Below are 25,614 nucleotides of genomic sequence, written 5' to 3'. Positions count from 1 at the left end.
GTCAGCCCCCGTTCGGCTTGTAGCTCGAATTCGCGTCCTGGTGGTACGGCGCGCTCTGCCATTCGCCGATGCCGACGATGTTGCTCATTTCCTTGGCGACAAACGTCCACGGCCCGGCGTACGCGTTGTCGTGCCAGGAATTGTCCTGCTGGAACGTGATCGCCTGCTGGATCACCGCGCCCTGGTACGGCGACCAGTTCGGGTAGCTGCCGAAATTGGACAGCACGCCCATCCGGCCGCACACCTCCTCGCAGCCGAGCGCCTTCGAGTTGAGCGTGAACTGGTTGTGCTGCACCACGACCCGCTGGGTCTTCCATCGGCAGTCGCTGTACAGCGGTTTCTTCGCGATCGCCGGCGCGGAACAGGTCGAGACGTTCGGCACGAGCTTCGTGCACGAGCCGCTGGAGGTGTTGGCCGGGCTGTTGCAGAACCGGTCGGCGTTCTCCCACAGGATGATGCCGTTCCAGTTGTCCTGCAGCACGTTTCCGGAGATTTCGAGATTGCTCGTCCTGGCCTTCAGCCGCGGTTCGCCGCCGGACTCGGAAACGTAGATCGTGGCGGCCGGGAACGGGTCGCCGCGGTCGGCGTGCGCACGGCCGTCGAGCAGGTTGTTGCGGCGGATCGTGTTGTTGCGGATGATCGCGTTGTAGCTGGTTTCGTAAATGATCGCGGCGCTGTCGTTGTTCTCGATCAGGTTGCCCTCGATCAGGAAATCGTTGTTGTTCGTGTCGGCCCACAGCCCGGTGCCGCGGTTGTCGTGCACCCAGTTGCCGACGACGTCCGCGCCGTCCACCGCCCAGAACTTCATGCCGCCGGTGCAGCCGCACTCCGGGACCTTGGACTCCCAGTTCGCGGTGTTGTTGCCGGTGATCTCGGTTCCGCGCAGCACCAGCCCGGTCACCACGGCGTTGCCGGAGTAGGCGTTCAGGCCGTACTGGCCGTTGCGCCGCAGGCAGCTGTCGAGGATCTGCTGCTTGGGCCCGGCCATCAGCCCGGCTCCGTCGTTGTCCTGCACGGTCAGGTGCTGGATGACCCAGCCCGGGCCCGAATCGTGGTTGACCACGCCCTCGTCGCGCGGCGCGGTGAAGCCCTGCACGGTGAACGATTCGAGCCGGACGTCCTTGGCCGGGCCGGCGAAGGCGTACCGGTTCTTCTTGCGCCCGTCGAAGACCGCGCCGGGAGCGCCGAGGTAGACGTCGCCGTCCTTCGGCTGGACCTGGGCGTACTCGTCGTCGGTGAGCCGGTGCGTGCCGGGCGCGAGCCAGAACGTGGTGCCCGCCGGGGAGTTCTTCGTCTTGGCCGACAAGTCGTCCACCACGGCCGGATCGACCTGGACGGCCCCGGCGGGCGCGGTCGCCGGGCCGGGCGGCGCGTGATCGCAGACCGCGGCGACCGGGCCCTGCGGCGTAGTCGATCCGGTGACCGGAGCTGGCGCGGCTCCGGACGAGCTGCACGAAGCCAGCGCGAGCGGGAGCAACGCCCCCAGCAGCGGCACCAAAATCCTTCGCACGGTGGATCCTCTCGACATCAGGGCAGGCGGAGCACGGTGGTCAGCGGCCCGGTGACGGGACCGGAGCCGACGAGCGTCGTGGCGGGTTCGCGGCGGCCGAAGCCGGGCGAATACCAGCCCAGCGGCGGATTCGTCTCGCCTCGGTGCGCGGTCCAGCCGAGTTGCGGCGGCAGTTCCAGCGTCGCGGTGCGGCCGGGCCAGGTGAGCTGCGCGGTGTTTCCGTCCAGCTCGGCCGACAGCAGCGGCCCGAGGTGGAAGGCAAGTTTGGCGGGTCCGCCGCCGGTTACCTCGTCGACCACGGTCAGCGTCCGGCCGGACAGCTCGACGGTGCGGCGGTGCAATGCCGGGGCGTAACCGTCGTGTTCGGCCTGCCATTGCGTGGGCGTCACGGCGAGGGTGCGCGAGTTGGCGTGCCGCGTCCAGAGGAAGGGGCCGCCGGAAGTCGATTGGTCGACCCCGCCGAGCTGCAGCGTGTTGTGGCCGAGCGTGGAGCGGAAGTACGCACGCCATTCGGGTTCGCCGTGGTAGCAGTACGTTCCCGGGTCGGCGAGGATGTCGACGCCGTCGTGCCGGACCTCAATGGACAACGCGTCGGCGTGCGCGTGCGCGGCGATCGCGAGGAAGCCGTGTGGACCGCTGTCGCAGCGACACCAGATCTCCGGGCCGTTGTCGCTGCGCAGAATGGTCATGCCTGCGTCGGAGAAGACGGGGCGCTCGCGGGAGTTGTCCAGCTGCGGGACTCGGGAGCGCAGAGCTGCGAACAACGCCGTGCGCACGTCGTCGTCGGGCAGCTTCGGCCACCACTCCGCGCGGCCGAACAGCGCGTCGCCAGTGGCGAGCAGCGAATGCCAGCGGTCCGTCGGCGGTCCGTCCACGATCAGGCCGAAGCCGTCGTCGGCGTCGCCTTGGCGCGGCGGGCGTCCGGCACAGTCCACAATGGCCGCGAGGGCGTCGCACATCGCTCGCAGTTCCAGCCAGGTCGAGCGCGGCAGTCGCGGTCCGGCCTCCAGCGCGGCGGCGAGGCCCAGTTCCAGCACGAGACCGTGGTACTCCGTGGCCAGCTCGCGGTTCAGGCCGGAGGTGAAGGTGTTGGCCCGTAAATGCGAGTCCAGCGAGCGGATCGCGGCGGATCGCCAGCCGGTGGACTCCGGGTACCAGTCGAACGCGCACGACGCCGCCAGCTGCCCGGCGGCCTCGGCGAGCACGTGGTTGTTGGCCGAAGTGCCCCGGCTCGGGAACGCCGCCAGCCACCGCTGGTGGTGCCAGATCTGCCGCAGCGCCTCGGGGTTGTCCTCGAACAGCCCGGGCGCGCCGGGCCAGCCGTCCAGCAGCCGGCGCACCCACACCCACGACAGCAGCCGGATCCCCAGCTCGATCCCGCTCAACCAGTGCACGCCGCGCATCGGCGGATTGGCCGCCCACCACGACTTCAGGTGATCAGCCACGCGGTGCGCGTAGCGATCGTCGCCCGTCACCTGGTACGCCGCGGCCAGCACGGTCAGGTGCTGATGCCGCGAGGGTTCCCAGATCTGCTTGATGTCGCCGATCGCGTTCTCGTCGCGGTACGGGATCTCGAAGGAATACCGGTCCCCCGGCGCGCGGCGGCCGGTCTTCGGATCGAACGCCCAATCCGGCGCGACGAGGTCGTCCCGCGCGACGCCGAAATACTCGGCGTGCCCGTCCATCAGCCGATCCGCTGCCGCGACCAGCCTTTCCCGGCCGGTCGCGGGCACCTCCGGCTCGGCGGGCCAGGCCGGGAACGTCCGGGTCGCCGCCCAGGTCGGCTGCCGCTGGGATTCGCCGCGCCAGCGCTGCTTGCGCACGACGTCGCCGACCCGGCCGGCGATCTCCGCCGGCCCCATCGCGGACAGCCGGCGCAGGTACCAGGACGGGTCCATCACCGCTCCAACCGCACCGGCGCGCCGGTCTCCAGGCTGCGGTGCACGGCCAGCGTCGCCAGCGTCGTGGACACGAGCGAGTCGAGGCTGATCGGCATCGCGACGCCGGTCTTCAGCGCGGTGATGAACGCGTCCAGTTCGGCCTGCTGGCCCTTGTCGCGGGCCTTCGGCAGCCGCGAACTGGTCCAGCGCTTGCGCCCGAACACCGAAGCGCGGACGAAATCGTCGAATTTCAGCACTTTCCCGTCGGCGAGCACTTCAAGCGTTTCTTTGGGGAACGCGGTGCTGCCGCTGGTGATGTAGCTGATCGACGCCGTCGAGCCGTCGGCGTAGCGCAGCAGCACCTGCAGGTCGTGGTTTCCGGGGGTGCCGGTGGCGTACACCGAAACCGGGTCGCTGCCGAGGAACCAGCTGACCGTGTCGATGAAGTGCCCGCCCTCGCCGACGAACCGGCTGCCCTCGGAATCGGCCTGGTTGTACCAGCTGTTCGCGTCGAGGCGGCCCGCGTTGACCAGGTACCGCACCGAAGCCGGGCCGACCCGCGGGCCGAACTGGTTCTTGGCCTCGACCAGCAGCGGCGCGAACCGCCGGTTGAACCCGACCTGCAGCCGGTCGTTGCCCGATTCCGCGACCGCGTCCACGATGCCGCGCAATTCCTTCTCCGACAACGCGAGCGGCTTCTCCACGAAGACCGCCTTGCCCGCCAGGAGCGCCCGCCGCGTCAGCTCAGCGTGCGAACTGTGCCTGGTCACCACGAAGACCGTGCTGACCTGGTCGTCCTCCAGCAACGCGTCGACGTCGGTGCTGGCTGCGACGAAACCGAACTTGCGCTTCGCGTTGGCCCCGGAGAGCGCGGAGGTGGTGACGACGTCGGTGAGCAGCACGCGTTCGTCCCCGGCCAGGTGCGGCAGGATCATCGACGACGCGTAGTTGCCCGCGCCGATGAACCCGATCCGCAAGTCCCGCAACGGGTCCGGCCGCTTGTCGACGGCCGGAGCCGCCGGAACCGCGGACACCACGCTTTCGTCCTCGGCGGGCGGCGCGTCCGGGTAGCGGAACAGCACCGCGACCGCCTTCAGCTCGCCCTCGTTGAGCGCCCGGTAGGTCTCGACCGCTTTCGCGAAGTCCGCGGTGTGGCTGATCAGCGGCGACACGTCGAGTTTGCCCCGCGCGGCCAGGTCGAGGAAGCACTCCAGGTTGCGCCGTTCCGTCCAGCGCACGTAGCCGATCGGGTAGTCGCGCCCCTCCAGCTCGTAGGACGGGTCGTAACGGCCGGGCCCGTAGGAGCGGGAGAACCGGACGTCGAGTTCCTTTTCGTAGTAAGCGTTCCACGGCAGGTTCAACGAGATCTTGCCGATGTCGACCACCCGGCCGCGGTCGCGCGCGAGCCGCGCGGCCAGCTCCACCGGATCGTTCGAGGCCCCGCCCGCGGCGAGATACACCTGGTCGACGCCGTGTCCGCCGGAGAGTTCGGCCACCGCCTGGTCGATCTCGCCGGACGCCGGATGCCCGCAGGCCAGCGCGCCCAGCTCCCGCGCGAGTTCGCAACGCTGCGCGTCCGGGTCCACGCCGACGACGCGTGCGCCGCTCGCCACCAGTAACTGCACCACCAGCTGACCGATCAGGCCGAGCCCGATCACCAGCGTGAGGTCGCCGAGCTGCGGTTCGCCGCGCCGGACGCCCTGCATCGCGATCGCGCCGACGGTCGCGAACGCCGCCTGCCGCGGCGAAAGCCCGGCCGGCACCTTCGCATACAGGTTCTTCGGCACCCAGTTCAGCTCGCTGTGCAGCGCGTGCTCGTTCCCGGCGCACGCCACGAGGTCGCCGACCACGACGTCGTCGATGCCCTCGCCGACCTGCTCGACCACGCCGCACAGCGAATAGCCCAGCGGCGTATAGGAATCGAGCTTCCCGGACACCTTGCGATACGTCGCGGCGAGGCCGTTCGTCGCGACGCTCTGCATGACCTTGGCGACCTGGTCCGGCCGCGACCGGGCCTTGCCCAGCAACGACATTCCCGCCTCGGACACCTTCATCATCTCGGTGCCGGTCGAGATCAGCGAGTACTGGCTGCGGACCAGCACGCCGCCCGGTTTGCACGCCGGCACCGGGACGTCGAGCAGGGCCAGTTCGCCGCTCTTGTAGTTCTGCACTACCTGTTTCACTGGACTCCTAGCCGCTCGCCGCGGAGGGCCCCGCGGTACCAGTACTCGAGGGTCAGCACGTGCCAAAGATGTTTCGCGCGGTCCTCGCGCCCGGCGGCGTCCTCGGCCACCAGCTTGCGCAGGGCGTCGCGCTGCAGGAAACCCGACTCGACCAGGACGCCGTCCTCAATGACCTCGCGCACCAGCGGCGCGAGGTCCCGGCTCATCCACGCCCGCAGCGGCGCGCTGAACAGGCCCTTCGGCCGGTACACGATTTCGTCGGGCAGGATCGCCGTGGCCGCCTTCTTCAACGCCACCTTGCCTTGGCGTCCGGCGATCTTCTCCCTGCCGGGCACTCGGAACGCGGCCCGGACCACTTCAATGTCCACAAAGGGCGTTCGCACCTCGGTGGACGCGGCCATGGTGGACCGGTCGGTGTAGGTGAGATTCAAGCCCGGCAGGAACATTCGCGCGTCGGCGAGGCACATCCGGTTGACCTGGTCGGTCAGCTTCGTGTCGTAGTAGATGTCCGCGTGCTCGGTGAGCACATCGTCCACTTCGGACTGAAGATCCGGCGAGACCAGGTCGAGCAGCTCGGCCCGGTCGTACATGGTGTAGCTGCGCCGGAACGCCGTTTCCTCCGGAAGGTCCGCAAAGGACAGAAACCGCTTCGCGAACCGCACCGACCGGTAACCGCGCGTGGACGACGCGACCGGCAGCCGGTCGACCGCCGCCCCGATCGCCCGGCGGGCCACGCCCGGCACCCGCCGGTACCGCAACGCCAGCAGGTTCGCCAAATGCTTGCGGTACCCGGCGAACAGCTCGTCCGCGCCCATCCCGGACAGCAGCACCTTCACGCCGGCCTCGCGGGCGGCCGAGCAGATCAGGTACGAGTTGATCGCCGCCGGGTCGCCGATCGGTTCGTCCAGGTGGTGGGTCATCCGCGGCAGCAGATCCTGGACGTCCGGCGCGATCTCGATCTCGTGCAGGTCGACGCCGAACTGGCGGGCGACGATCCGGGCGTAGCGCAGGTCGTCCGGCATTGCCTCGAATTTCGCGTCCTCGGGACGGAAACCGATCGTGTAAGCCGAAATCCCCGGCTGCTCGCGCGCGGCCAGCGCGGTGAGGTAGCTGGAGTCGAGGCCGCCGGAGAGGAAGGTCGCCACCGGGACGTCGGACAGCAGGTGCTTGCGGGTGGAATCCTCGACGACCGCGTGCAGGTCGACCTCGCCGCGATACTCCGCGCCTTCCTCGGCGACTTCGCGCAGCGACCAGTAAGCGCCGGTGTCCGTGCTGCCGTCCGGCCGGAACCGCAGCCAAGTGCCCGGCGACAGTTTCTCCGCCTCGCGGTATGCGCACCGGCTGTCCGGGACCCAGTAGTAGAGCAGCGACGCGATCATCGCGGCCTGGTCCACGTTCAAGGTGTCGCCGAGTTCGCGAGCCAGCGCCTTCAGCTCCGACGCGAACACGACCCCGCCGCCGCGACGCACGAAGAACAGCGGCTTGATGCCCAACTGGTCCCGCACGAGCACCAGCTCACCGGTGCGTTCGTCGTATACCGCGAAGGCGAACATCCCGCGCAGCCGCGGCAGGCAGTCCGTTCCCCACTCCCGCCAGGCCCGCAGCAGCACCTCGGTGTCGGAGGTGCCGCGGAAGCGGACCCCGGCGGTTTCGAGTTCGGCCCGCAGCTCCGGCGCGTTGTACAGCTCGCCGTTGTAGGTCAGGGCGAGGCCCTCGGCCGTCATCGGCTGCGCGCCGGTTTCCGAAAGGTCCACGATGGACAGCCGACGGTGTCCTAAGTGGACGTCCCGGTGGTCGTAGCGGCCGTCGCCGTCCGGCCCCCGGTGCGCGAGGCACTGGGTGAGCCGGTCGGTGAGCGGGCCGCCGTCCGGCCAGCTGTACGCGCCCGCGATGCCGCACATGCGCTTGGTCCCCCTAGCTTTCCTGTACGGGTTTGAGCCGCCTCGTCGGTGCGTCCGGATCCACCGGCGAGGGCGGACGAGTCCGGTCGAGCGGACGGCGCCTGCGCTCGGTGTCGCGCTTCCCCGGCCATTCGATCGGTTTGGTTTCCTCGCGCAGTTCCAGCTCGACCGCGTCTTCCTGTTTCTTCGCGACCACGGCCGCCCGCCCGCGCAACGCGGTGTGCAGCCCGTCCCAGAGCGTGCCGTCGGTGCGGTCCTTCGGATCCGGATCGACCAGCACCACGCCGAGAATCGGGACGCCGCAGTCGGCGAGCTGCCGCGCGACGGTGTGCAGCCACTGCGTGTTCGCGAACCCGGCGCGCACCACCAGCACCGCTTCCGCGCCGAGCGCCGACAGGTCGGTCCACGCCGTGCCCGGAGCGGCCGTGCCGACCCCGACCCGCCGCACCGCGCGCGCCACCGCCGGGTCGCCAGCCTCGACGACCTGGACGTTTCCTTCCACCGGCAGCCGCGACACTTCCTTGCCCGGCAGGTCGTCCACGAGCACCACCGGGCCGTCCTCGGCCAGCGAACGACCGAGTTCCACCGCCAGCTCCGCCGCGGTCGAGGCCGCACCGATTTCCAGCAGCGACAGCGAAGCCCGGTCCTCCCGCGCCGCCCGCGCGAGCGTGAGCGCGACCCGGCTGGATTCGGTAACCGCCTTCGAGCGCCGCCACAGCTTCGCCGGGCCGATCGGCTTCACGCCCACCTGCGCGATGACCGACGCCCCGAGGTGCTGCGAAATTTCGCGACGCAAGACCGGCCGGTCCCGGACCAACGCGGACACCGCGGCGAAAGCGAGCCCGAGCGCGAGACCCAAGGCCAGCCCGACGCCGCCGTCCGTGCCATAGGTCTTCAGCTTGGACACCGGCTGGACCGCCGGCGCGTCCACGATCTGCGTCCCGGCGATGACCTCCGGCGACCCGATCCCGGCCTGCTGCGCCTGGTTCTGCAAATCGGCGATCTTCGACACCAGGTTCGCGCGCTGCGTGTACAACTGCTCCAGCGCGCCAGCGTTGGAATTGCGCCCCTTCGCGACCTCAGCCGCGGCCTGGTTGTCGATGTCCGCCAGCTGTGCCTGCGACTGATCCCGCTGCTGCAGCAAAGCCTTCGAGCGACCGGTCGCCGCGGCTTGGGTGCGCGCCGTGTGGTCGGCGATGAACGCGTCCGCGAGCGCCTTCGCCTTCGCGACCGCCTCGTCCTTCGTCTTCCCCTTGACCGTCACCTGCATGACGTTGTTGGTGAGGCCGAGCCCGGCGTAGTCCTTCAGGAAATCCGACGGCGATTCGGTGTTGTTGATCCGTTTCAGCGCCGCTGCCGCCATGTTCGCGGTCGAAAGCACGGCGACGTCGGTGCGCATCAGCGTGCCGCTGTCGGTCGGCGAATCGTCCGGGTGGATCACCATGATCTTCGTGACCGCGGTGGGCGGCGCGGGCAGCAGGATCGCCACCGCACAGCCGAGAATCAGCCCGGCCAGCGCGGTCGTCAGCCAGAACCGCCGCTTGCGCCGCAGCGCGACCACCAGCCGCTGAAGATCGACCAGCGGCTGGGCCTGCCCGGCGCTCATCGCGCACCAGCCAGTTCATCGGTCCGCTTGGCGACCGGCTTCTGCTTCGGTCCGCCGGCGACGTGCACTTCCCGCGCCAGCACGGCACCGAGAATTTCGTGCCCGGAGTCCGCGCAAGCCTCCGCGATCGAAACCAGTTCCCACGCGTTGCGCGAGCCGAGCGAGATCACCACGAGCACCCCTGCCGTTCCGTCCGGCACGATCGGCTGCGCCCCGGGTACCACCTCGATTTCGGTCACCGTGACCTCGACGCGGATGCGGTCGCCGCGAGCCGTGCCGGCGAACTGCTCCGCGACGTTCCGTGCCGAGGCGTCCCCGCTCGGAACCAGAATGAGCAGCCGCAACACTCCGTCGCGATCCGCACCCAGCCGCGCGAGCACGCGGCGGTACCGCACCTCCCGGGCCGCGTCGTCCGCGGACGCCGGCACCTCGGGCAGATTCCACGGCCGGTCGTTCCCGACGGCCTTCCGCCACCACTTCGCCGGCGCGTGCGAAGCCGCCGGAGTGTCGATGCTCGCCAGCACCGGAGCGCCCAGTGCCGAACCGATTTCGCCTTCGCTGCGCGGTCTCCGGTCGGTCCGCGCGCCAAACAGGTAGGCCAGGATCCCGAGCACGAAGAACAGCACCGCGCCGCCGACCGTCAGCTGCAGGAACGTCGGCGCGGACGGCGAAGACGGCCGCTCGGACGGGCCGAGCACGACCATGTTGCCCGCGCCAGTCGCCGCGTCCGCCGCGTTGAGGTTGTTGACCGCCTGCTCCAGCGCGGTCCGCAATCCCTGCAGCGTCGTGCGCGCCTGCACGCCCTCGACGGTGTCGCCGTTCGCCACGGACTTCGACAGGTCGAGGATCCGCTGGTTGGTCTGCACGATCTGCTGGCGCAGCGATTCCTTCTGCTGTTGCGCGAGTTGCGCGGCCTGGTCCGCGGAATTTCCGAGCAATTGCGTCGAATACTTCACGAACTCGCCCGCGACCTGGTCGGCCAGTTGCTGCGAGCGCTCCGGAGTGGAGCCTTTCGCGGTAATCGTCACGACATTGCCCTGCGCCACGGACGCGGCGACCGATTTCTGCAGATCCGTCCCGCGGACCCCGAGCCCCAGCGCCGCGGACGCCCGGTCGAGCACCACCGAACTCGTCGCCACCTGCGCTTCGGTCAGCAGTTCGTCCGGCTGCCTTGGTCCCTGCAGCAACACGCTGGACTGCGCCTCGTATCCCGGCGACAGCACCGCGGAAGCCCCGGCCCCGACACCCGCGCCGATGACCGCGAGCAGCAGCAACGCTCGCCATCGCCGGCGCACCACCTTCCCCACGACAGAGAGGCGTACTGTTTCGTCACTCAAAACCAGGTCTCCCCTCACGGGCCGACGCACGGGTCATTGACCCCGTCGCGGCACCGCACCGGTTGGTTACACCATCCGGCCGAACCTTGTTCGAAACGCGACCCGGCTCAACCCAGCGCACGCTCGTACGCCTTGATCAACGCCGCCTGGGAATTGCCCCAGGCGAGCGGTCCGCGCACGCGCTGCTTGCCGAGTTGCCCCATCCGTTCCCGCTGCTCGGGGTCGTCCAGGAGCACGGCGACGAGCTTCGCGAACTCCGCGATGTCGTTGGCCGGGGCGTAAAGCGCCGCCTCGCCCGCCGACACCCGCGCCTCGCGCAGCTCGAACGACACCATCGGTTTGCCCATGGCCATGTACTCCATGACCTTGTTCATCGTCGACACGTCGTTGAGCGGGTTGAGCGGATCCGGCGAAAGGCACACGTCGGCCGCGGACAAATACCGCAGCAGATCCTCGTCGGAAACCCGGCCGGTGAATTCCACCTGTCCGGACAATCCGAGCTGATGCGACAACGCGACCATCTCGTCGAACGTGTCGCCCGCGCCGACGAACACCGCGTGCCAGTCGTCGCGGCCCACCTCGTCGCGCAGGGACGCGAGCGCGCGCAGGGCGTAGTCCACGCCGTCCTGCGGCCCCATCACGCCGAGGTAGCAGAGCAGATTCGGCTTGCCGCGCTTGAGTTCCGGCTCCACCGGCACCTCGTGGAACCGCTCCACGACCGGCGCGCTGCGGACCACGAACACGTCCTCGGGCGCCTTGCCGCCGCGGATCCGCGCGACCTGGCGGTAGCTCTCGTTGGTGGACAGCACGACGTCCGCCGCGCGATAGGTGGAACGTTCCAACGCACAAACGCCGCGGTAAAGGAAATCCTGTCCGCGGTCGAATCGGGACAAATACAGTTCCGGCACCAGGTCGTGCTGATCGAAAATGAACTTCGCGCCGCGTCTTCGCAGCATCCGGGCGACGAGGAACAGCAGATCCGGCGGGTTGCAGGCGTGCACGACGTCGATCCGGCCGATCTTGCGGGCGAGCCGGAACGTGTGCCACAGCGCGGATCCGTACTCGCGCGCGTACCCGGCCGGCCCGCCGGTCGCCGCCTGCAGCGGGTACCGGTGAATGTGCACGCCGTCGAGCACGACTTCGGCCTCGGTGTCCCGTTTCGTGCCCTGCGGGCAGATCACGTGCACGGTCATCCCGGCGTCGCGCAGCGTCTGGCATTCCTGCCACACGCGCCGGTCGAACGGCACCGACAGATTCTCGACGAGAATCAGCGCGACCCGGTTCCGCAGGATTTCGTTTTCGGAAAAGCCTTCACCAGGCAAGGCCGACGTACCCCTCTTCCGCCCGGCGCGCGGCGGCGTCCGGGACGCGGACCAGATCGACCAGCACCGGCCCGCTGCCGTGCGGCAGGGCGGCCAGCACCTCCGGGTCCGAGGTGCCGATCAAGCACACCTCGGAGTGGTCGAGCACCTCTTGCACCGACCCGGCGAGCAGTTGCCCGAGGTGCGGCAGCCTGCTTTCGATGTACTCGCGGTTGGCCCCCATCAGCCGCGACAGGCTGACGTTGGCGTCGTGGATCTTGAGGTCGTATCCCTTGCCGAGCAAGCGTTCGGCGAGTTCGACCAACGGGCTCTCGCGCAGATCGTCGGTGCCCGGTTTGAAGGAAAGCCCGAACAGCCCGATCTTGCGTTTCCCGGTCCGCGCGACCAATTCGAACGCCCGGTGCAGATGTTCGGCGTTCGACGGCAGCACGTGCGCGAGCAACGGCACCGAGACGTCCGCCTGCCGCGCGGCGTAGACCAGCCCGCGCAGGTCCTTCGGCAGGCAGGAGCCGCCGAAGGCGAACCCGGGCCGCAGGTACGCCGGGCTGATGTTGAGCTTGCGGTCGGCCAGGAACACGTCCATCACCTGATGCGAATCGAGCCCGAGCGCACGGCAGATCGCGCCGAGTTCGTTCGCGAAACCGATCTTCACGCCGTGGAAAGCGTTGTCCGCGTACTTCGTCATCTCCGCGACCGGGATCGGCACGCGGAACACGTCGCCGGGCAGCCCCTCGTACAGCTTCGCCACGACGTCGCCGCTGCCCGGATCGAACTCGCCGATCACCGTTTTCGGCGGCTGGAAGAAGTCGCGGACGCTGGTGCCCTCGCGCAGGAATTCCGGGTTCACCGCGACGCCGAAGTCGACCCCCGCGGTACCGCCGCTGTGCTTTTCCAAGATCGGCACGAGCAGCCCGAGACAGGTGCCCGGCAGCATCGTGCTCCGGAACACCACGGTGTGCCGATTCTCGTTGTTCCCCAAAGCTTTTCGTTCTTTCAACGCATCGCCGATCTGCTCGGCGACGCGCTGCAGGTACTCGGTGGAAAGGCTCCCGTTGGGCGCGGACGGCGTACCGACGCACACCAGGGAAACGTCCGTCGCGAGGATCGCCTCGGCCACCTCGGTCGTCGCCCGCAATGCCCCGGAGGCGACCACTTCCGCGGTCAATTCCCCGATCCGTTCCTCGACCACCGGCGCCTTGCCGGCCGTCACCAGGTCCACCTTCGCCGGATTGACGTCTACTCCGACGACCTCGTGCCCTTGTCCCGCCAGGCAAGCCGCGGACACGCACCCGACGTATCCCAGCCCGAAGACGCTGATCTTCACAACGAAACCTCCGCCCGACCGCTCGCTGCTCATTGGTCGGAGCGCGGACGGGCTTCGTTACCGGTTCCGCATAACAAGGCGGGAACCCGTGTCCTCGCACGGATTCCCGCCTTGCGCCGCCCACCGGACCGGCGGTTACCCCATCCGGCCGCATCGCCCGGGGAATTTGCCCACCGTTGTCCGGAAAGGGCAGTGAATGCCTTCCGAAGCTTCGGAAAATTCAGTTTCCGCCCACGAACGCAGACGCCAGCTTTTCCCCGGTGCTCGTCGCGGCCGAGTGGTCCTCGATCGGGTCCACCGCGGAGTTCTTGAAGCAGACATAGGTCACGCCGGAGTCGACGCCGCCGTTCTTCGGGTCCGGGTTGATGCCGAGATCCTTGGCCGTCGCGTACGACGCCTCGCCGATGATCTTGTTCGGCCCGGTGTCTCCGATGACCGCGTACTCGACCTTGCCGTTGTAAATGACCGCACAGGAACCGCCGCCGCGGAGGCCGGAGTTTTCGTAGTTCCAGATGCTGCTCGAAGACGGGACCACGATGTACGGGAGCTTGGCGGCGTTGAGCGCTTTGCCGTCGGATTGCGGGAAGGCGGTGTCGGGCTGGAAGCAGCAGTCGGTGTTCTCGTTGCACTCGGCGGTGCGCTGGCCGTCGCAGTCGATGTCCATGTCGGCTTTCCAGAAGACCGCTTTGCCGGCGTCGCACACCGGGACGGTCGCGCTGCCGGAGTCTTCGTCGGTTTTGTACTTGCCGTTGGAGATCTGCTTGCAGGAGGCGACCTTGGCGAGGATCTGGTCCGCGGTCGGGCCCGCCTGAACCGCTTCGGCGGCCGGATTCGCGGCTCGGGTCGCGGCGGAGGCGAGCGCGGTGGGCAGGACGGCGGCGGCTATCGCCAGAATCGCGAGCAGGACGAGTTTCCGCATCGACGCTCCCTGTTTATTAGGAAACTTTCCTTACGGCGGCGCGCGCTCAGGATGCCGCCGAACGGATGCGGTCACAACCCGCCAAAAGAGGGTGTTTTTTCCCACCGAACCGAGCAACCCGCAAAGAAACCCCAAGCTGCGCGCCCACACCACCCCGACAGACGTCCGTGAGGGGAACCCTGAGGGACTCAGAGTCCCTCAGGGTTCCCCTCACGGACACCCCGCGCGCAGTCGCAGGGCCGGCTTAGGGCTCTGGCATGGGGATCAGAGTGCGTGAAGGAGGCCTTCGCGGATCGCGAGTTACCGGCCTGGCCGGGAAGCCCAGCGGGCCGGGAATCGGCGCGGACGGCGGCTCACTGCCTCGGCCCAGCGCGAGCTCAGGTCCGACCGGATCTCCGTCCGCGACCGCACCAGCGCCGCCCCGCGGACCCCGCCGACGTTCGCGTACACGCGGGTCGCCCCGGCCTCGCGCAGATGCGTCAGCACCCGCCGGTCAAACCGCCCCTCCGGCAGCGAAAACCGCCGCACCGGGGTGCCGCTCAGCCGCTCCAGCAACCGCGGCGCCTCGTCCAGCTCCCGGCGCACCGCGAACGACCCGTCGAGGCGCCGCCAGTCCAGCCGGTCCCACCCGTGCGATCCGACGTGCATCCCCGCGTCCACCAACTGCCGCAGCCCGTCGCGGTCGATGTACCCGCGCTCGCCGACCCGGCCGGCCAGCGGGAAGAACTCGGCGTAAAGCCCACGCTCAACAAGCCGCGGCAAGGCGATCTCGACGTCCGACGAGTTCCCGTCGTCGAAGGTGAGCTGTGCGCCCGTCCCCGAGACGACGTCCAGCAGCGCGTCGAACTGCTCCACGGTGATCCACCGCTCGTCCTCTCCCGGGTCGAGGGCTCGCTGGGGTTTGCCAATGCCGTGCACCGCAAAGGTGATCATCGCGCCTCCCGTCCGAAGTACCGTACCCGATTAATCGGATTAGCAAACGGAGTAGTTACCGACGCTGATCCCATGGTCAACAGGGGACTTCTGGGGTGGAGAAAACACTCCCGCAGGAAAATCGGAATATGTCCACACTTGTAGACAGCCGTCATCTTCACACGTTTGGGTGAAGATTCAATGATTGCGCTGATAGTGCCGCCGAGCCTTCTCCCGGTTCCCGCACGCCGCCATCGAACACCAGCGCGCACGGTTCGCCCGGCTGCGGTCGAGCAGGAACAACTGGCACTCGTCATTGGCGCAGGCCCGCAACCGCCCGGGAAGATCCTTCTCGAGCGCCGCCCAGTCCAGCACCGCCCCGGCCGCCAGCCGGGCATGCGGCGGCGTCTCCACCGACCAGCGAAGGCCGTCGGCGGAAATCTCCGGAACCTGACGCACCCCGTCGAGCAGCGGACGCAACACGGCCGGCGAACTGTCCCCGCGCACGACGTCCCGCAGGAGATCCCGCGCGCGAATCAGCAGCTCCAGCTCCGCGGCGCTCCCGTCGCCACCGTGCTCCCGCGCCCACTGCCGGTCGAGCGCGTCCTGTTCCTCGCCGTTGACCAGCGGCCTGCTGTTGAGCAGGTCGAGCAGCGCGACCATCGAAACTCCCTAACCAGACTGAACCCTTTGACAGGTTAGCTCGACCGTGCTTCCCTGGCGAGTACCTAACCGGATTAAAACCTTAAAGGGGTTAGCCATGATCCAGCACCGGACGACCGTCGTCGACGGCCACGAGCTCTTCTACCGCGAAGCCGGTCCCGCCGACGCGCCCGCGATCGTCCTGTTGCACGGGTATCCGACCAGCTCGTTCATGTTCCGGAACCTCATCCCGCTGCTGGCCGGCCGCTACCGCGTGATCGCGCCGGACCACCTCGGCTTCGGCTACTCCGCCGCCCCCGGCACCGACGAGTTCGACTACACCTTCGACGCACTGGCCGACCTCACCGCCGGCCTGCTCGACCAGCTGGGCCTGGACCGCTACGCGGTTTACGTCCAGGACTACGGCGCCCCGATCGCCTGGCGGCTCGCGCTCAAGCACCCCGACCGGATCTCCGCGATCGTCACGCAGAACGGCAACGGTTACGAGGAAGGCTTCGTCGACTCGTTCTGGACCGGCCTCTGGGCCTACGGCGCGAACCCGGGCCCAGACACCGAACCGGCGGTCCGCACCGCGCTGAGCTACGACGCCATCCGCTGGCAGTACCTGCACGGCGTCCCCGACCCGAGCCTGGTCAGCCCGGACACCTGGGAGCACGACCACGCCCGCGTTTCCCGCCCCGGCAACGACGAAATCCAGCTCGCGCTGTTCCGCGACTACCAGCACAACCGCCCGCTTTACCCGCGGCTGCACGAGTTCCTGCGCACCCACGACGTCCCGGTGCTCGCCGTCTGGGGCCGCAACGACGAGATCTTCGGACCAGCCGGCGCGGAGGCCTTCGCCCGCGACGCCAAGGACGCCGAGGTGCACCTGATCGACGGCGGTCACTTCCTGTTGGAAAGCCACCTCGACGTGGTCGCGGGCTACCTGCGCGGCTTCCTCGGCCGGGTCCTGGAGTAAGCCGGGTTGGCAAAACGGCCGATCCGAAACCGCACTGACCTACTTGCGGATCTCCAGAGTGCAGCACTTCGGCCCGCCGCCGGCCTTCCGCAGCTCCGAAATATCCACGTAGACCGGCTCGTAACCCCGCTCAGCCAGCCGCGCACCAAGGTCCGTCGCCTCGACCGGCAGCACGACGTTCCGCCCGTCGGACACCCCGTTCAACCCGAAGCACTCAGCATCAGCCGCGGTAGCGAGAACAGCGTCCGGGAACATCCGCCGCAACACGCGCTGCGAACCAGGCGAGAACGCCTCCGGGTAGTAGACGACCTGCGCGGTCGCCGTGTCGGTCGCCTCGGCCAGCACGAACAGCGCGGTGTCCAGGTGGTAATAACGCGGGTCGATCAGCTGCAGCGACACGACCGGGACGCCGAGCACCTCCTGCGCCTCGGCGTGCGCGGCCGGGTCGGTGCGGAAGCCGGTGCCGGCCAGCAGCAGCTTTCCGGTCCAGGCGAAATCGCCCTCGGCCTCGTTGATCTTCTCCGGCATGGTCAGGTCGCGGTAGCCGTGTTCGAGGAACCAGCGGCGGAAGTGCTCCGCCTCGGCGGCGCGCTGCGGGGCACGGAACCGCGAGCCGAGCACGCGCCCGTCCACGACAGTGCCCGAGTTGGCCGCGAACACCATGTCCGGAAGGCCGGGCTGCGGGTCGATCTCCTCGACGGTGTGGCCGAGGCGGCGATAGGTGTCGCGCAGCTCGGTCCACTGCGCGACGGCGACGTCCGCGCTGACCGGCTTGGAGGGGTCCATCCAGGGGTTGATCGCGTAGTCGACGGCGAAATAACGCGGCGGGCACATCAGGTAACGGCGGGGCGTGGGCACCCGCGGCGGCACAGCCTCTCCCTGCATGCAACCAGGCTAAGGTGGACCTAATCTCGCAATCAATCGCTGTTCACTGCGCACCTGCGTGCTAAACATTGCGTGTGAACACCATCGACCAGCGAATCGTTTCCTGCCTGGTGGCCAACGCCCGCTCCAGCTACGCGGAGATCGGCAAGGTGGTCGGGCTGTCCGCCCCCGCGGTGAAACGGCGCGTGGACCGGCTGCTGGAAACGGGCGTGCTGCGCGGCTTCACCGCGGTCGTCGACCCGGAGGCGCTCGGCTGGGGCACCGAGGCGTTCGTCGAGGTGCACTGCCAGGGCAACGTCACGCCCGGCCGGATCCGCGCCCGGCTCGAGCCGTTGACCGAGGTCGTCGCCGCGTACACGGTGTCCGGCGCGGCTGACGCGATCGTGCACCTGCGCGCCGCCGACATCCACCACCTGGAGACCGCGCTCGAACGGCTGCGCGGGCTGGAAATCATCGATCGCACGGTGTCGACAGTCGTGTTGTCCCGGCTGCTGGAGCGCCCGCCGACGCCCTCCTGAGATGCTCGCGGCATGACCGACCGCATTCACAGCGAGCACGACCAAGGCGTCGCGCTGCTCACCGTCGACGCCCCGAAGAGCCGCAACGCGCTCACTCTCGATCTCTCCGCCGAGCTGGCCGCAGCGGTCGCGCGCGCAGAAGCGGACGAGAACGTGCACGCCGTGATCGTTACTGGCGCACCGCCAGCGTTCTGCGCGGGCGCGGATCTCACCGCGCTCGGCAAGGCCGACGCCGAAGGGCTGCGCTCGGTGTACGCGGGGTTCCTCGCTGTCGCCGGATGCAGCCTGCCGACGATCGCCGCGGTCGGCGGGGCCGCTGTCGGCGCTGGTCTGAACCTCGCGCTGGCCGCCGACGTCCGCCTCGTGGGGCCGCACGCCAAATTCATCCCGCGGTTCCTCGAACTGGGCCTGCACCCCGGCGGCGGCATGACCTGGATGTCGCAGCGAATCCTCGGTCCGCAGCAGGCGTCCGCGATGGCGTTGTTCGGCGAAACCCTTACCGCGGAATCCGCAGTCAAGGTCGGGTTCGCACTGCGCTTTGTGGACGGCGACCACGACGCATTGGTCCAGGCCGCGCGCGACCTCGCCGCCCCGACGGTCGCCGCGCCGCGCGAGGTCGTGCTGTCCACCAAGCGGACTATGCGGCAGACGAGCGGCCTGACCGACCACGCCGCTGCGGTCGACGCCGAGCTCGTCCCGCAGCTGGAATCGCTGGCCGCACCGGCATTCGCCGAGCGACTGGCGGCGATGAAGGCGCGCATCAGCGGCCGCTGACCAGCACCGCGCAAAAATTCCCACATTCCGGGAACCCTCAACCTGGAGCAAACTGCTGGTCAGTGCCGCGCGGTCGGCAAGAGACGCGCGTCACTCCGGACGAGGGCCCGATTCGCCCTACGATCGAGGGCACCCTGGCGGGCATCTGGTCTGGCCACCCCACACTTGACCGCACTCGGGCCGCGGCCAGGGGCGCGGCGAGTAACCTCGGAAGCAGGCCTCGGCGGGCTCCCCGGGGAGCCGACCCTGGCCCGCAGCACGCCGGGAGAGAGGGATTCCCTGACCCATGAGCACCAGTGCGAACGGCAGCGCGGCCGGGAACGGGCAAGGCGCGCTGACCGCGTCCCGCTCCACCGAGGTGAACAAGCTGGACCGGGTGGTCATCCGGTTTGCCGGCGACTCGGGCGACGGGATGCAGCTGACCGGCGACCGGTTCACCTCGGAGGCGGCGGCTTTCGGGAACGACCTGTCGACCATGCCGAACTTCCCGGCCGAGATCCGGGCGCCACAGGGCACCATCCCCGGCGTCTCGTCCTTCCAGGTGCACTTCGCCGACTACGACATCCTCACGCCGGGCGACCGGCCGGACGTGCTCGTCGCGATGAACCCCGCCGCGCTCAAGGCGAACGTCCGCGACGTCCCCCGTGGCGGGACGATCATCCTCAACACCGACGAGTTCTCCAAGCGGAACCTGGTGAAGGTCGGCTACGAGACCGACCCGCTCGACGACGATTCGCTGTCGCCGTTCCAGGTGCACCGGGTCGCCATGTCGACCCTGACCCAGGGCGCGCTCGCCGACACCGGGCTCGGCAAGAAGGACGCCGAACGCTGCAAGAACATGTTCGCGCTCGGCCTGCTGTCGTGGATGTACCACCGGCCGACCGAGGGCACCGAGCGCTTCCTGCGCGAGAAGTTCGCGAAGAAGCCGGACATCGCCGAGGCGAACATCCTTGCCTTCCGGGCAGGCTGGAACTACGGCGAAACCACTGAATCGTTCGCGACCACCTTCGAGGTCGCGCCCGCGAAGCTGGACAAGGGCACCTACCGGCAGATCACCGGGAACACCGCGCTGGCGTACGGGATCGTGGCCGCCGGACAGCAGTCCGGGCTGCAGATCCTGCTCGGCACGTACCCGATCACCCCGGCCTCGGACGTTTTGCACGAGCTGTCCAAGCACAAGAACTACGGCATCATCACCTTCCAGGCGGAGGACGAGATCGCCGGCATCGGGGCCGCGCTCGGCGCGTCCTACGGCGGGGCGCTGGGCATCACGTCCACGTCCGGGCCGGGCGTCGCGCTGAAGTCGGAGACCATCGGCCTCGGCGTGATGACCGAACTGCCGCTGGTGATCATCGACGTGCAGCGCGGCGGGCCGTCCACCGGCCTGCCGACCAAGACCGAGCAGGCCGACCTGCTGCAGGCGATGTACGGCCGCAACGGCGAATCGCCGGTGCCGATCGTCGCGCCGCTCTCGCCCGCCGACTGTTTCGACGCGGCGATCGAGGCCACCCGGATCGCGCTGAAGTACCGCACGCCGGTGCTGCTGCTGTCCGACGGCGCGATCGCCAACGGTTCCGAGCCGTGGCTGGTCCCGAATGTCGAGGACCTGCCGGATCTGCGCGTGGAATTCGCGTCGGAACCCAACTCCGACAACGGATCCGGCGAGTTCTGGCCGTACGTGCGCGACCCGGAGACGCTCGCGCGGGCGTGGGCGATCCCGGGCACTCCCGGGCTGCAGCACCGCATCGGCGGGCTGGAGAAGGCCGATGGCACCGGCCACATCTCCTACGACCCGGACAACCACGACAAGATGGTGCGGCTGCGCCAGGCGAAGATCGACGGCATCGACGTGCCGGACCTGGAGGTCGACGACCCGTCCGGCGAGGCGCGCGTGCTGGCGCTGGGCTGGGGTTCGTCCTACGGCCCGATCGGCGCGGCCTGCCGCCGCGTGCGCAAGCTCGGGATGCCGATCGCGCAGGCGCATCTGCGGCACCTGAACCCGTTGCCGCACAACCTCGGCGAGGTGCTCGCGCGCTACGACCGGGTCGTGGTCCCGGAGATGAACCTCGGCCAGCTCGCACTGCTGCTGCGGGCGAAGTTCCTGGTGGACGTGCACTCGTACACGAAGGTCGCCGGCCTGCCGTTCAAGGCCGAGGAACTGCAGAACGTGTTCTCCGACATCATCGCCAACCTCGTTCCGGAGGGCGTCAAGTGACCGCCATCGATCTCGGGCTGCCGCAATTGGGCGGCATCGACCTGGTGCCGACCACCGACGAACCGCAGAAGGCCAAGGACTACAAGTCCGACCAGGAAGTGCGCTGGTGTCCCGGCTGCGGCGACTACGTGGTGCTCAACGCCGTGCAGTCGTTCCTGCCGACGCTCGGGCTCAAGCGCGAGAACATCGTCTTCATCTCGGGCATCGGCTGCTCGTCGCGGTTCCCGTACTACCTCAACACCTACGGCATGCACTCGATCCACGGCCGCGCGCCGTCGATCGCGACCGGGCTCGCCACGACGCGCCCGGACCTGTCGGTGTGGGTCGTCACCGGAGACGGCGACGCGCTGTCCATCGGCGGCAACCACTTGATCCATGCGTTGCGGCGCAACGTGAACATCAAGATCCTGCTGTTCAACAACCGGATCTACGGGCTCACGAAGGGCCAGTACTCGCCGACGTCCGGCCAGGGCATGGTCACGAAGTCGACGCCGATGGGTTCGCTGGACACTCCGTTCAACCCGCTGTCGCTGGCGATCGGCGCGGAGGCGTCGTTCGTCGGCCGCGCGATGGACTCCGACCGCAAGGGCCTCACCGAAGTCCTTGAGGCAGCGGCGAAACACCGCGGTTCGGCGCTGGTGGAGATCTACCAGAACTGCCCGATCTTCAACGACGGCGCGTTCGATGTCTTGAAGGACAAGGACGAAGCCGCCTCCCGGCTGATCCCGCTCCGCACGGGCGAGCCGATCCGCTTCGGCTCGGAAGGCGAATACGGCGTCCGCCGCGGCGACTGGGGCGGCCTGGATGTCGGCAAGGTCGCGGAAATCGGCGAGGAAAACCTGGTGGTGCACGATCCGTCCATCGCGGACACCTCGTACGCCTTCGCGCTTTCCCGCCTCGGCGACCAGAACCTGAACCACGTCCCGATGGGCATCCTGCGCCAGGTCGAGCGTCCTACGTACGACGATGCGGCGCGGGCCCAGGTCGAGCAGGCACGTGAGGCTCGGAAGCCGGACCTGCAGGGGCTGTTGCGGGGCAAGGACACCTGGACCGTCGTTTAGGTTTTAGTCCACTTACGACAGAGGCCGCCACCCCCTCGGGGATGGCGGCCTCTGTCGCATGTGGACTCAGTGCAGGGGACGGAACCCGACCCGCTCGGCATCAGCCGCGCTGCGGAACCACACCTCGGCGACCATCTTCGGGAACTGCGGCGAATCCTCCCCGCAATACCGCAACGCCGTCACGCTCGCCTTCACCGTGAAACCATCCGCCGGACGGCCACCGCCCGGACGCGGCATCGCCGACCCCGGGCCGAACGGCCCCGGCGGCACCGCGTCGTCAGCAGTCTGGCGCGCGGGCGGCGGTTCCGGAGCAGCCATCGCGGACTGGTTCGGCTGCACGGACGGCTCGAACAGCGAACCGCTGTGCCCGCCGGCGAGATCCGGTTCGCGGCGCTCCACCGGGCGCATCGACGGCTGGATCGGTTGCGGCGCGTCGAAACCGCCGCGCGGGGATTCGCGGCGCTGCCGCTTCGGCAAGCCCTGGCCACCCGCAGCGTCCACCGTGTCCACCGTGTCCGCAGTGTCCTCTGTAGACACTGCAGCGGGCTCGACGTTCGGGATCAGGTGATCGGTCGTCGATTCCTCTTCGAGGTGACCGACAGTCGATTCGACCGGTTCGGCGGGTTCTTCGAACGCCGACCGCTGCGGCGCGTCCGTCTGGTTGAACCAGTCCGGCTCCGGCTCGGCCGCGCGACCCGGTCCCGGGCGGAACAGCGAGACCGGCTCGGGCTCCGAAGCGGTGCCGTCCAACGGATTCGGGTCGAGTCGCCGCTCCAAAGAGGACAGACCGTCGGCCGGTTCGGCCAGGTGATGGCTCTGCTCCTGCTCAGCGGGACTGTCCGCCTCGGAGTAGTCCGCCGCCGGAACGTCGACCGGGTCCGGAATGCGGTGGTAGCCGCTGTCGTGCGCGTCCGCCGGTTCCGCGATGCGGTGATAGCCGCTGTCGTGGTCCTCGGCCGGCTCGGCGATGCGGTGCGAACCGGTGTCGCGGTCGACCGGCTGCAGGTACTCGGTGGCCGCGGCGCGGTAGGCCGAGCCGGAGTCCTCCGGAGCAGTCTCGGCCGGCGCGCTGTCGAAAAGACCGTTCGCCGCATGGTGTTCGCGGGCCTCGGCCTGAGCGAACGCCTCGTCGACGTCGTCCTCTGGAGACTCAGCAGTGTCCACAGAGGCCGCAGCGGCCGCCGGTTCCGGAGCCGTGCGGTATTCCGCGTCGTACTCGGCTTCCGGCTCGAAAGCGCTCGTCGCCTGGATGACTTCCGTCGGAGCGTGCTCGCGGCGGTCTCTGGTCCAGTCCTCCGCGGGCGGCAGCACCGCGGTGCGCGCGGGCGTGCTGGCCGCGGCGCGCGCAGTGTCCGCGTGCGCGCTCGCCAGTTCCGCTTCCAGTTCGCGTACCCGCTTGCGTGCCGGACGCGCCAGCACCAGCCAGGCGATGACCGCGCCGACGATGAAGGCCAGCAGGCTCCAGAGCCACACCTGCCCGAAAATGGACATCTTCCGCCCCTTTTAGAACGTTCGCGCGACCAGGTAGTCGGCGACCGACTCGCAAGCGTCGCGCGCAGGGGAAGCGGGCAGCGAGGCGAGCTCGGCACGTGCTCGGGAAGCGTAGTCGGAAAGGGTTGCCCGCGCGCGTTCGAGGCCGCTGGAACGGCGCAGCAGCTCGAGCGCCTCGGCCACCAGGTCGTCGTCGGTGATCGGGCCGGCGAGCAGCTCGACGAGCCGCGGGTCGGTGCCCGGATCGGCCAGCGCGTACAGCATCGGCAGCGTGCGAACGCCTTCCCGCAGGTCAGTGCCCTGCGCCTTGCCGAGCTCGACCGAGGGCGACGCGATGTCGATGACGTCGTCGGAGATCTGGAAGGCCGCCCCGATGATGTCGCCGAAGCGGCGCAGCGCCTGGACGTGCTCCTCGGCCGCGCCGGACATCATGCCGCCGAAGCGTCCCGACGTCGCGATCAGCGAACCGGTCTTCTGCGCGATCACGGTGAGGTAGTGCTCGACCGGATCGTCACCAGGCCCAGGCCCGACCGTCTCCCGCATCTGCCCGCTGACCAGCTCGCCGAACGTCTCGGCGATGATCCGCGCGGCGTCCGTGCCGAGGTCGGCGACGAGCCGCGAAGCGTGCGCGAAGAGGTAGTCGCCGGTGAGGATCGCGACGGTGTTGTCCCAGCGCGAGTTGACGCTCTCCGCGCCCCGGCGCATGGTCGCCTCGTCCATGACGTCGTCGTGATACAGCGTCGCCAGGTGCACCAGCTCGACCGCGGCAGCCGCGATCAGCACCTGCTCGCCCTGCTTCGGCCCGAACTGCGCGGACAGCAGCGTGAACAGCGGACGAAAACGTTTGCCCCCCGCCTCGACCAGGTGCAACGCCGCGTCGTGCACAGCGGGCACGTCGCTCTTCACGACGTCCCGCAGCATCGTCTCGACGTCCGCCAGCCCGCCCGCGATCGCGCGCAGCAAGGGCTCGTCCTGGATCTGCAGCCCGACGGTCGCGCGCAGGTCCTCTACAGCGCCATCCCGGGCCGCCCCCGGAGGTGGTGAAGACACAGACACGTCGGCTCCGCTCTCTCGTGGCGCTCGTCGCCAGTCGGTTACCCCCTTCAGGGTAGTGGTTGCCCCGCGGCCTGCCTTTACCCGCTGTCCTGCGGAAACGGTGACGAACGCGACACTGCCGCCCCAGCTGAGCGCTGGGCCACGAACGGGTTGATCCGCGATCCCGGACGGGTGATCGCCGCCCGAGGGCGCAACGGGCGATTCGGACCTGCGGATAGACCTTTGAGCAGCATCAGCAGCGAGGAGACGAGACATGATCATCAAGCGCGCCAAACTGGCCGGAGCACTGACCGCCGCCGGCCTGCTCGCCGCTGCCGGCACCGCCGCCGCGGACAGCCCCGCCGGAGTCGCCGACACCGGCAACGCGAACTTCACCAAGGCCGGCACCACGATCTCCATCCCGACGCAAGCCCCGTGCGCCGTAGAAGGCCCGACCAGCGGCTCCGCACCCGCGGTGTCCAAGCCCGGCGTCACGTTCGGCGGCGGCACGTCAAGCTGCACCACCGAAGTCGTCGACCCCGCGAACGACGTCACCACCACGACGTCGACCGCCACCGGCAACAACTTCGAACTGTCAGCTCTGGTAAGCGCAGGCGGCAAACGCATCCGCATCTCGTCGTACACAGTGACCTGCAAGGCAACCCAAAGCGGCACCAACGCGAACTGGACCCTGAGCGGCCTCACCGGAATCAGCGGCCTGCCTTCACCCATCCCCGCGAACTACACCAAGCCCCTGACGAAGAGCGACGGAACCGTACTGGCGAACGCGGTCTTCAACATCCAAACGCTCCCCGGCGACGGAAGCATGACCCTGACCATGCTCCGCATCGACTTCACCCCCGCCTCCGGCGCAACAGGCTCAGTCACCGTAGGCCACACCGCCTGCGCCCCCACCCCCTGAAGTACGTGAGGGGAACCTTCACGAACTCAGAGTCCCTCAGGGTTCCCCTCACGCCCCCAAACGGTCCGCCGCGACGCGCCCCAATGTGGCATTGGGTGCATGCGACGCACCGAACGCCACATTGGGTGCATCTGACGCACCCAATGCCACATTGGGGGTTTTTCATCTTGGTTTGTGCTGGTCATGGTGGGTTGACCG

General features: G+C 69.0%; 20 protein-coding genes. 6 read left to right on the top strand and 14 right to left on the bottom strand.

From position 1 onward, the window contains the following. Nucleotide 1 precedes the first annotated feature (1 nt). From ABD156_RS10430 to ABD156_RS10380, 11 genes are all read right to left on the bottom strand, one after another. On the bottom strand, nt 2–1,531 hold the full coding sequence (locus ABD156_RS10430; protein WP_377926249.1) for a right-handed parallel beta-helix repeat-containing protein: 1,530 nt from the start codon (nt 1,529–1,531) through the stop codon (nt 2–4). Next, entirely contained in the window at nt 1,528–3,408 is a 1,881-nt protein-coding gene (locus ABD156_RS10425; RefSeq protein WP_344269863.1) for an alginate lyase family protein, read from the bottom strand. The genes ABD156_RS10430 and ABD156_RS10425 overlap by 4 nt, the downstream gene beginning before the upstream one ends. Then, nucleotides 3,408–5,573 (bottom strand): bi-domain-containing oxidoreductase, encoded by a 2,166-nt coding sequence (locus ABD156_RS10420; protein ID WP_344269860.1) that lies wholly within the window; start codon nt 5,571–5,573, stop codon nt 3,408–3,410. Before ABD156_RS10420 ends, ABD156_RS10425 begins: the two co-directional genes overlap by 1 nt. Continuing rightward, nucleotides 5,570–7,474, bottom strand: a complete 1,905-nt coding sequence (gene asnB, locus ABD156_RS10415; RefSeq protein WP_344269857.1) for an asparagine synthase (glutamine-hydrolyzing) — start codon at nt 7,472–7,474, stop codon at nt 5,570–5,572. The genes ABD156_RS10420 and asnB overlap by 4 nt, the downstream gene beginning before the upstream one ends. A 13-nt stretch (nt 7,475–7,487) precedes the next feature. Then, a complete protein-coding gene (locus ABD156_RS10410) occupies nt 7,488–9,080 on the bottom strand; it encodes a Wzz/FepE/Etk N-terminal domain-containing protein (protein WP_344269854.1) in 1,593 nt (530 codons plus the stop codon). Then, nucleotides 9,077–10,417 (bottom strand): YveK family protein, encoded by a 1,341-nt coding sequence (locus ABD156_RS10405; RefSeq protein ID WP_344269851.1) that lies wholly within the window; start codon nt 10,415–10,417, stop codon nt 9,077–9,079. Before ABD156_RS10405 ends, ABD156_RS10410 begins: the two co-directional genes overlap by 4 nt. 107 nt (nt 10,418–10,524) lie before the next feature. Beyond that, on the bottom strand, nt 10,525–11,598 hold the full coding sequence (locus tag ABD156_RS10400) for a glycosyltransferase family 4 protein (protein WP_377926251.1): 1,074 nt from the start codon (nt 11,596–11,598) through the stop codon (nt 10,525–10,527). A gap of 130 nt (nt 11,599–11,728) precedes the next feature. Next, complete coding sequence (locus tag ABD156_RS10395; protein WP_344269848.1) at nt 11,729–13,063, bottom strand: nucleotide sugar dehydrogenase; 1,335 nt, start codon at nt 13,061–13,063, stop codon at nt 11,729–11,731. Between the two features lie 220 nt (nt 13,064–13,283). Further along, complete coding sequence (locus ABD156_RS10390; protein ID WP_344269846.1) at nt 13,284–13,982, bottom strand: glycoside hydrolase family 75 protein; 699 nt, start codon at nt 13,980–13,982, stop codon at nt 13,284–13,286. Between the two features lie 300 nt (nt 13,983–14,282). After that, complete coding sequence (locus ABD156_RS10385; RefSeq protein ID WP_344269844.1) at nt 14,283–14,915, bottom strand: polysaccharide deacetylase family protein; 633 nt, start codon at nt 14,913–14,915, stop codon at nt 14,283–14,285. Nucleotides 14,916–15,092: 177 nt separating this feature from the next. Further along, nucleotides 15,093–15,557 carry a CGNR zinc finger domain-containing protein gene (locus tag ABD156_RS10380; RefSeq protein WP_344269841.1) on the bottom strand — a complete coding sequence of 155 codons (465 nt, stop codon included), beginning with the start codon at nt 15,555–15,557 and terminating at the stop codon, nt 15,093–15,095. 97 nt (nt 15,558–15,654) lie between these two features. Here ABD156_RS10380 and ABD156_RS10375 point away from each other — a divergent pair, with 97 nt between their 5' ends. Next, nucleotides 15,655–16,515, top strand: a complete 861-nt coding sequence (locus ABD156_RS10375) for an alpha/beta fold hydrolase (RefSeq protein WP_344269838.1) — start codon at nt 15,655–15,657, stop codon at nt 16,513–16,515. Between the two features lie 39 nt (nt 16,516–16,554). Here the strand turns inward: ABD156_RS10375 and ddaH are convergent, their stop codons facing one another. Next, nucleotides 16,555–17,400 carry a dimethylargininase gene (gene ddaH, locus ABD156_RS10370; RefSeq protein ID WP_344269835.1) on the bottom strand — a complete coding sequence of 282 codons (846 nt, stop codon included), beginning with the start codon at nt 17,398–17,400 and terminating at the stop codon, nt 16,555–16,557. A gap of 74 nt (nt 17,401–17,474) precedes the next feature. Between ddaH and ABD156_RS10365 the strand changes: the two genes are divergently transcribed. The 4 genes from ABD156_RS10365 to ABD156_RS10350 all read left to right on the top strand — a co-directional run bounded on the left by ABD156_RS10365 (nt 17,475) and on the right by ABD156_RS10350 (nt 21,968). After that, nucleotides 17,475–17,918 carry an Lrp/AsnC family transcriptional regulator gene (locus ABD156_RS10365; RefSeq protein ID WP_037712217.1) on the top strand — a complete coding sequence of 148 codons (444 nt, stop codon included), beginning with the start codon at nt 17,475–17,477 and terminating at the stop codon, nt 17,916–17,918. 12 nt (nt 17,919–17,930) lie between these two features. Further along, the gene (locus ABD156_RS10360; protein WP_344269824.1) at nt 17,931–18,692 is read left to right on the top strand and encodes an enoyl-CoA hydratase; all 762 of its coding nucleotides are present in this window, start codon (nt 17,931–17,933) and stop codon (nt 18,690–18,692) included. 286 nt (nt 18,693–18,978) lie between these two features. Further along, the gene (locus ABD156_RS10355; protein ID WP_344269821.1) at nt 18,979–20,907 is read left to right on the top strand and encodes a 2-oxoacid:acceptor oxidoreductase subunit alpha; all 1,929 of its coding nucleotides are present in this window, start codon (nt 18,979–18,981) and stop codon (nt 20,905–20,907) included. Next, nucleotides 20,904–21,968 carry a 2-oxoacid:ferredoxin oxidoreductase subunit beta gene (locus ABD156_RS10350; RefSeq protein WP_344269818.1) on the top strand — a complete coding sequence of 355 codons (1,065 nt, stop codon included), beginning with the start codon at nt 20,904–20,906 and terminating at the stop codon, nt 21,966–21,968. Before ABD156_RS10355 ends, ABD156_RS10350 begins: the two co-directional genes overlap by 4 nt. A gap of 66 nt (nt 21,969–22,034) precedes the next feature. On the opposite strand, the gene ABD156_RS10345 is transcribed toward ABD156_RS10350, so the two are convergent. Together ABD156_RS10345 and ABD156_RS10340 are read right to left on the bottom strand one after the other, a co-directional pair. Beyond that, nucleotides 22,035–23,459 (bottom strand): sunset domain-containing protein, encoded by a 1,425-nt coding sequence (locus ABD156_RS10345; RefSeq protein ID WP_344269815.1) that lies wholly within the window; start codon nt 23,457–23,459, stop codon nt 22,035–22,037. A 12-nt stretch (nt 23,460–23,471) separates the two neighbouring features. Next, a complete protein-coding gene (locus ABD156_RS10340; protein WP_344270711.1) occupies nt 23,472–24,509 on the bottom strand; it encodes a polyprenyl synthetase family protein in 1,038 nt (345 codons plus the stop codon). 259 nt (nt 24,510–24,768) lie between these two features. On the opposite strand from ABD156_RS10340, the gene ABD156_RS10335 reads away from it, so the two are divergent. Next, on the top strand, nt 24,769–25,416 hold the full coding sequence (locus ABD156_RS10335; RefSeq protein WP_344269814.1) for a hypothetical protein: 648 nt from the start codon (nt 24,769–24,771) through the stop codon (nt 25,414–25,416). Nucleotides 25,417–25,614 lie beyond the last annotated feature (198 nt).

The organism is Amycolatopsis albidoflavus, from assembly GCF_039525725.1.
Classification (GTDB): Bacteria; Actinomycetota; Actinomycetes; order Mycobacteriales; family Pseudonocardiaceae; genus Amycolatopsis; species Amycolatopsis albidoflava.
The sequence above is the reverse complement of the archived record's forward strand: the minus strand, read 5'-3'. Positions and strand labels throughout refer to the sequence as shown.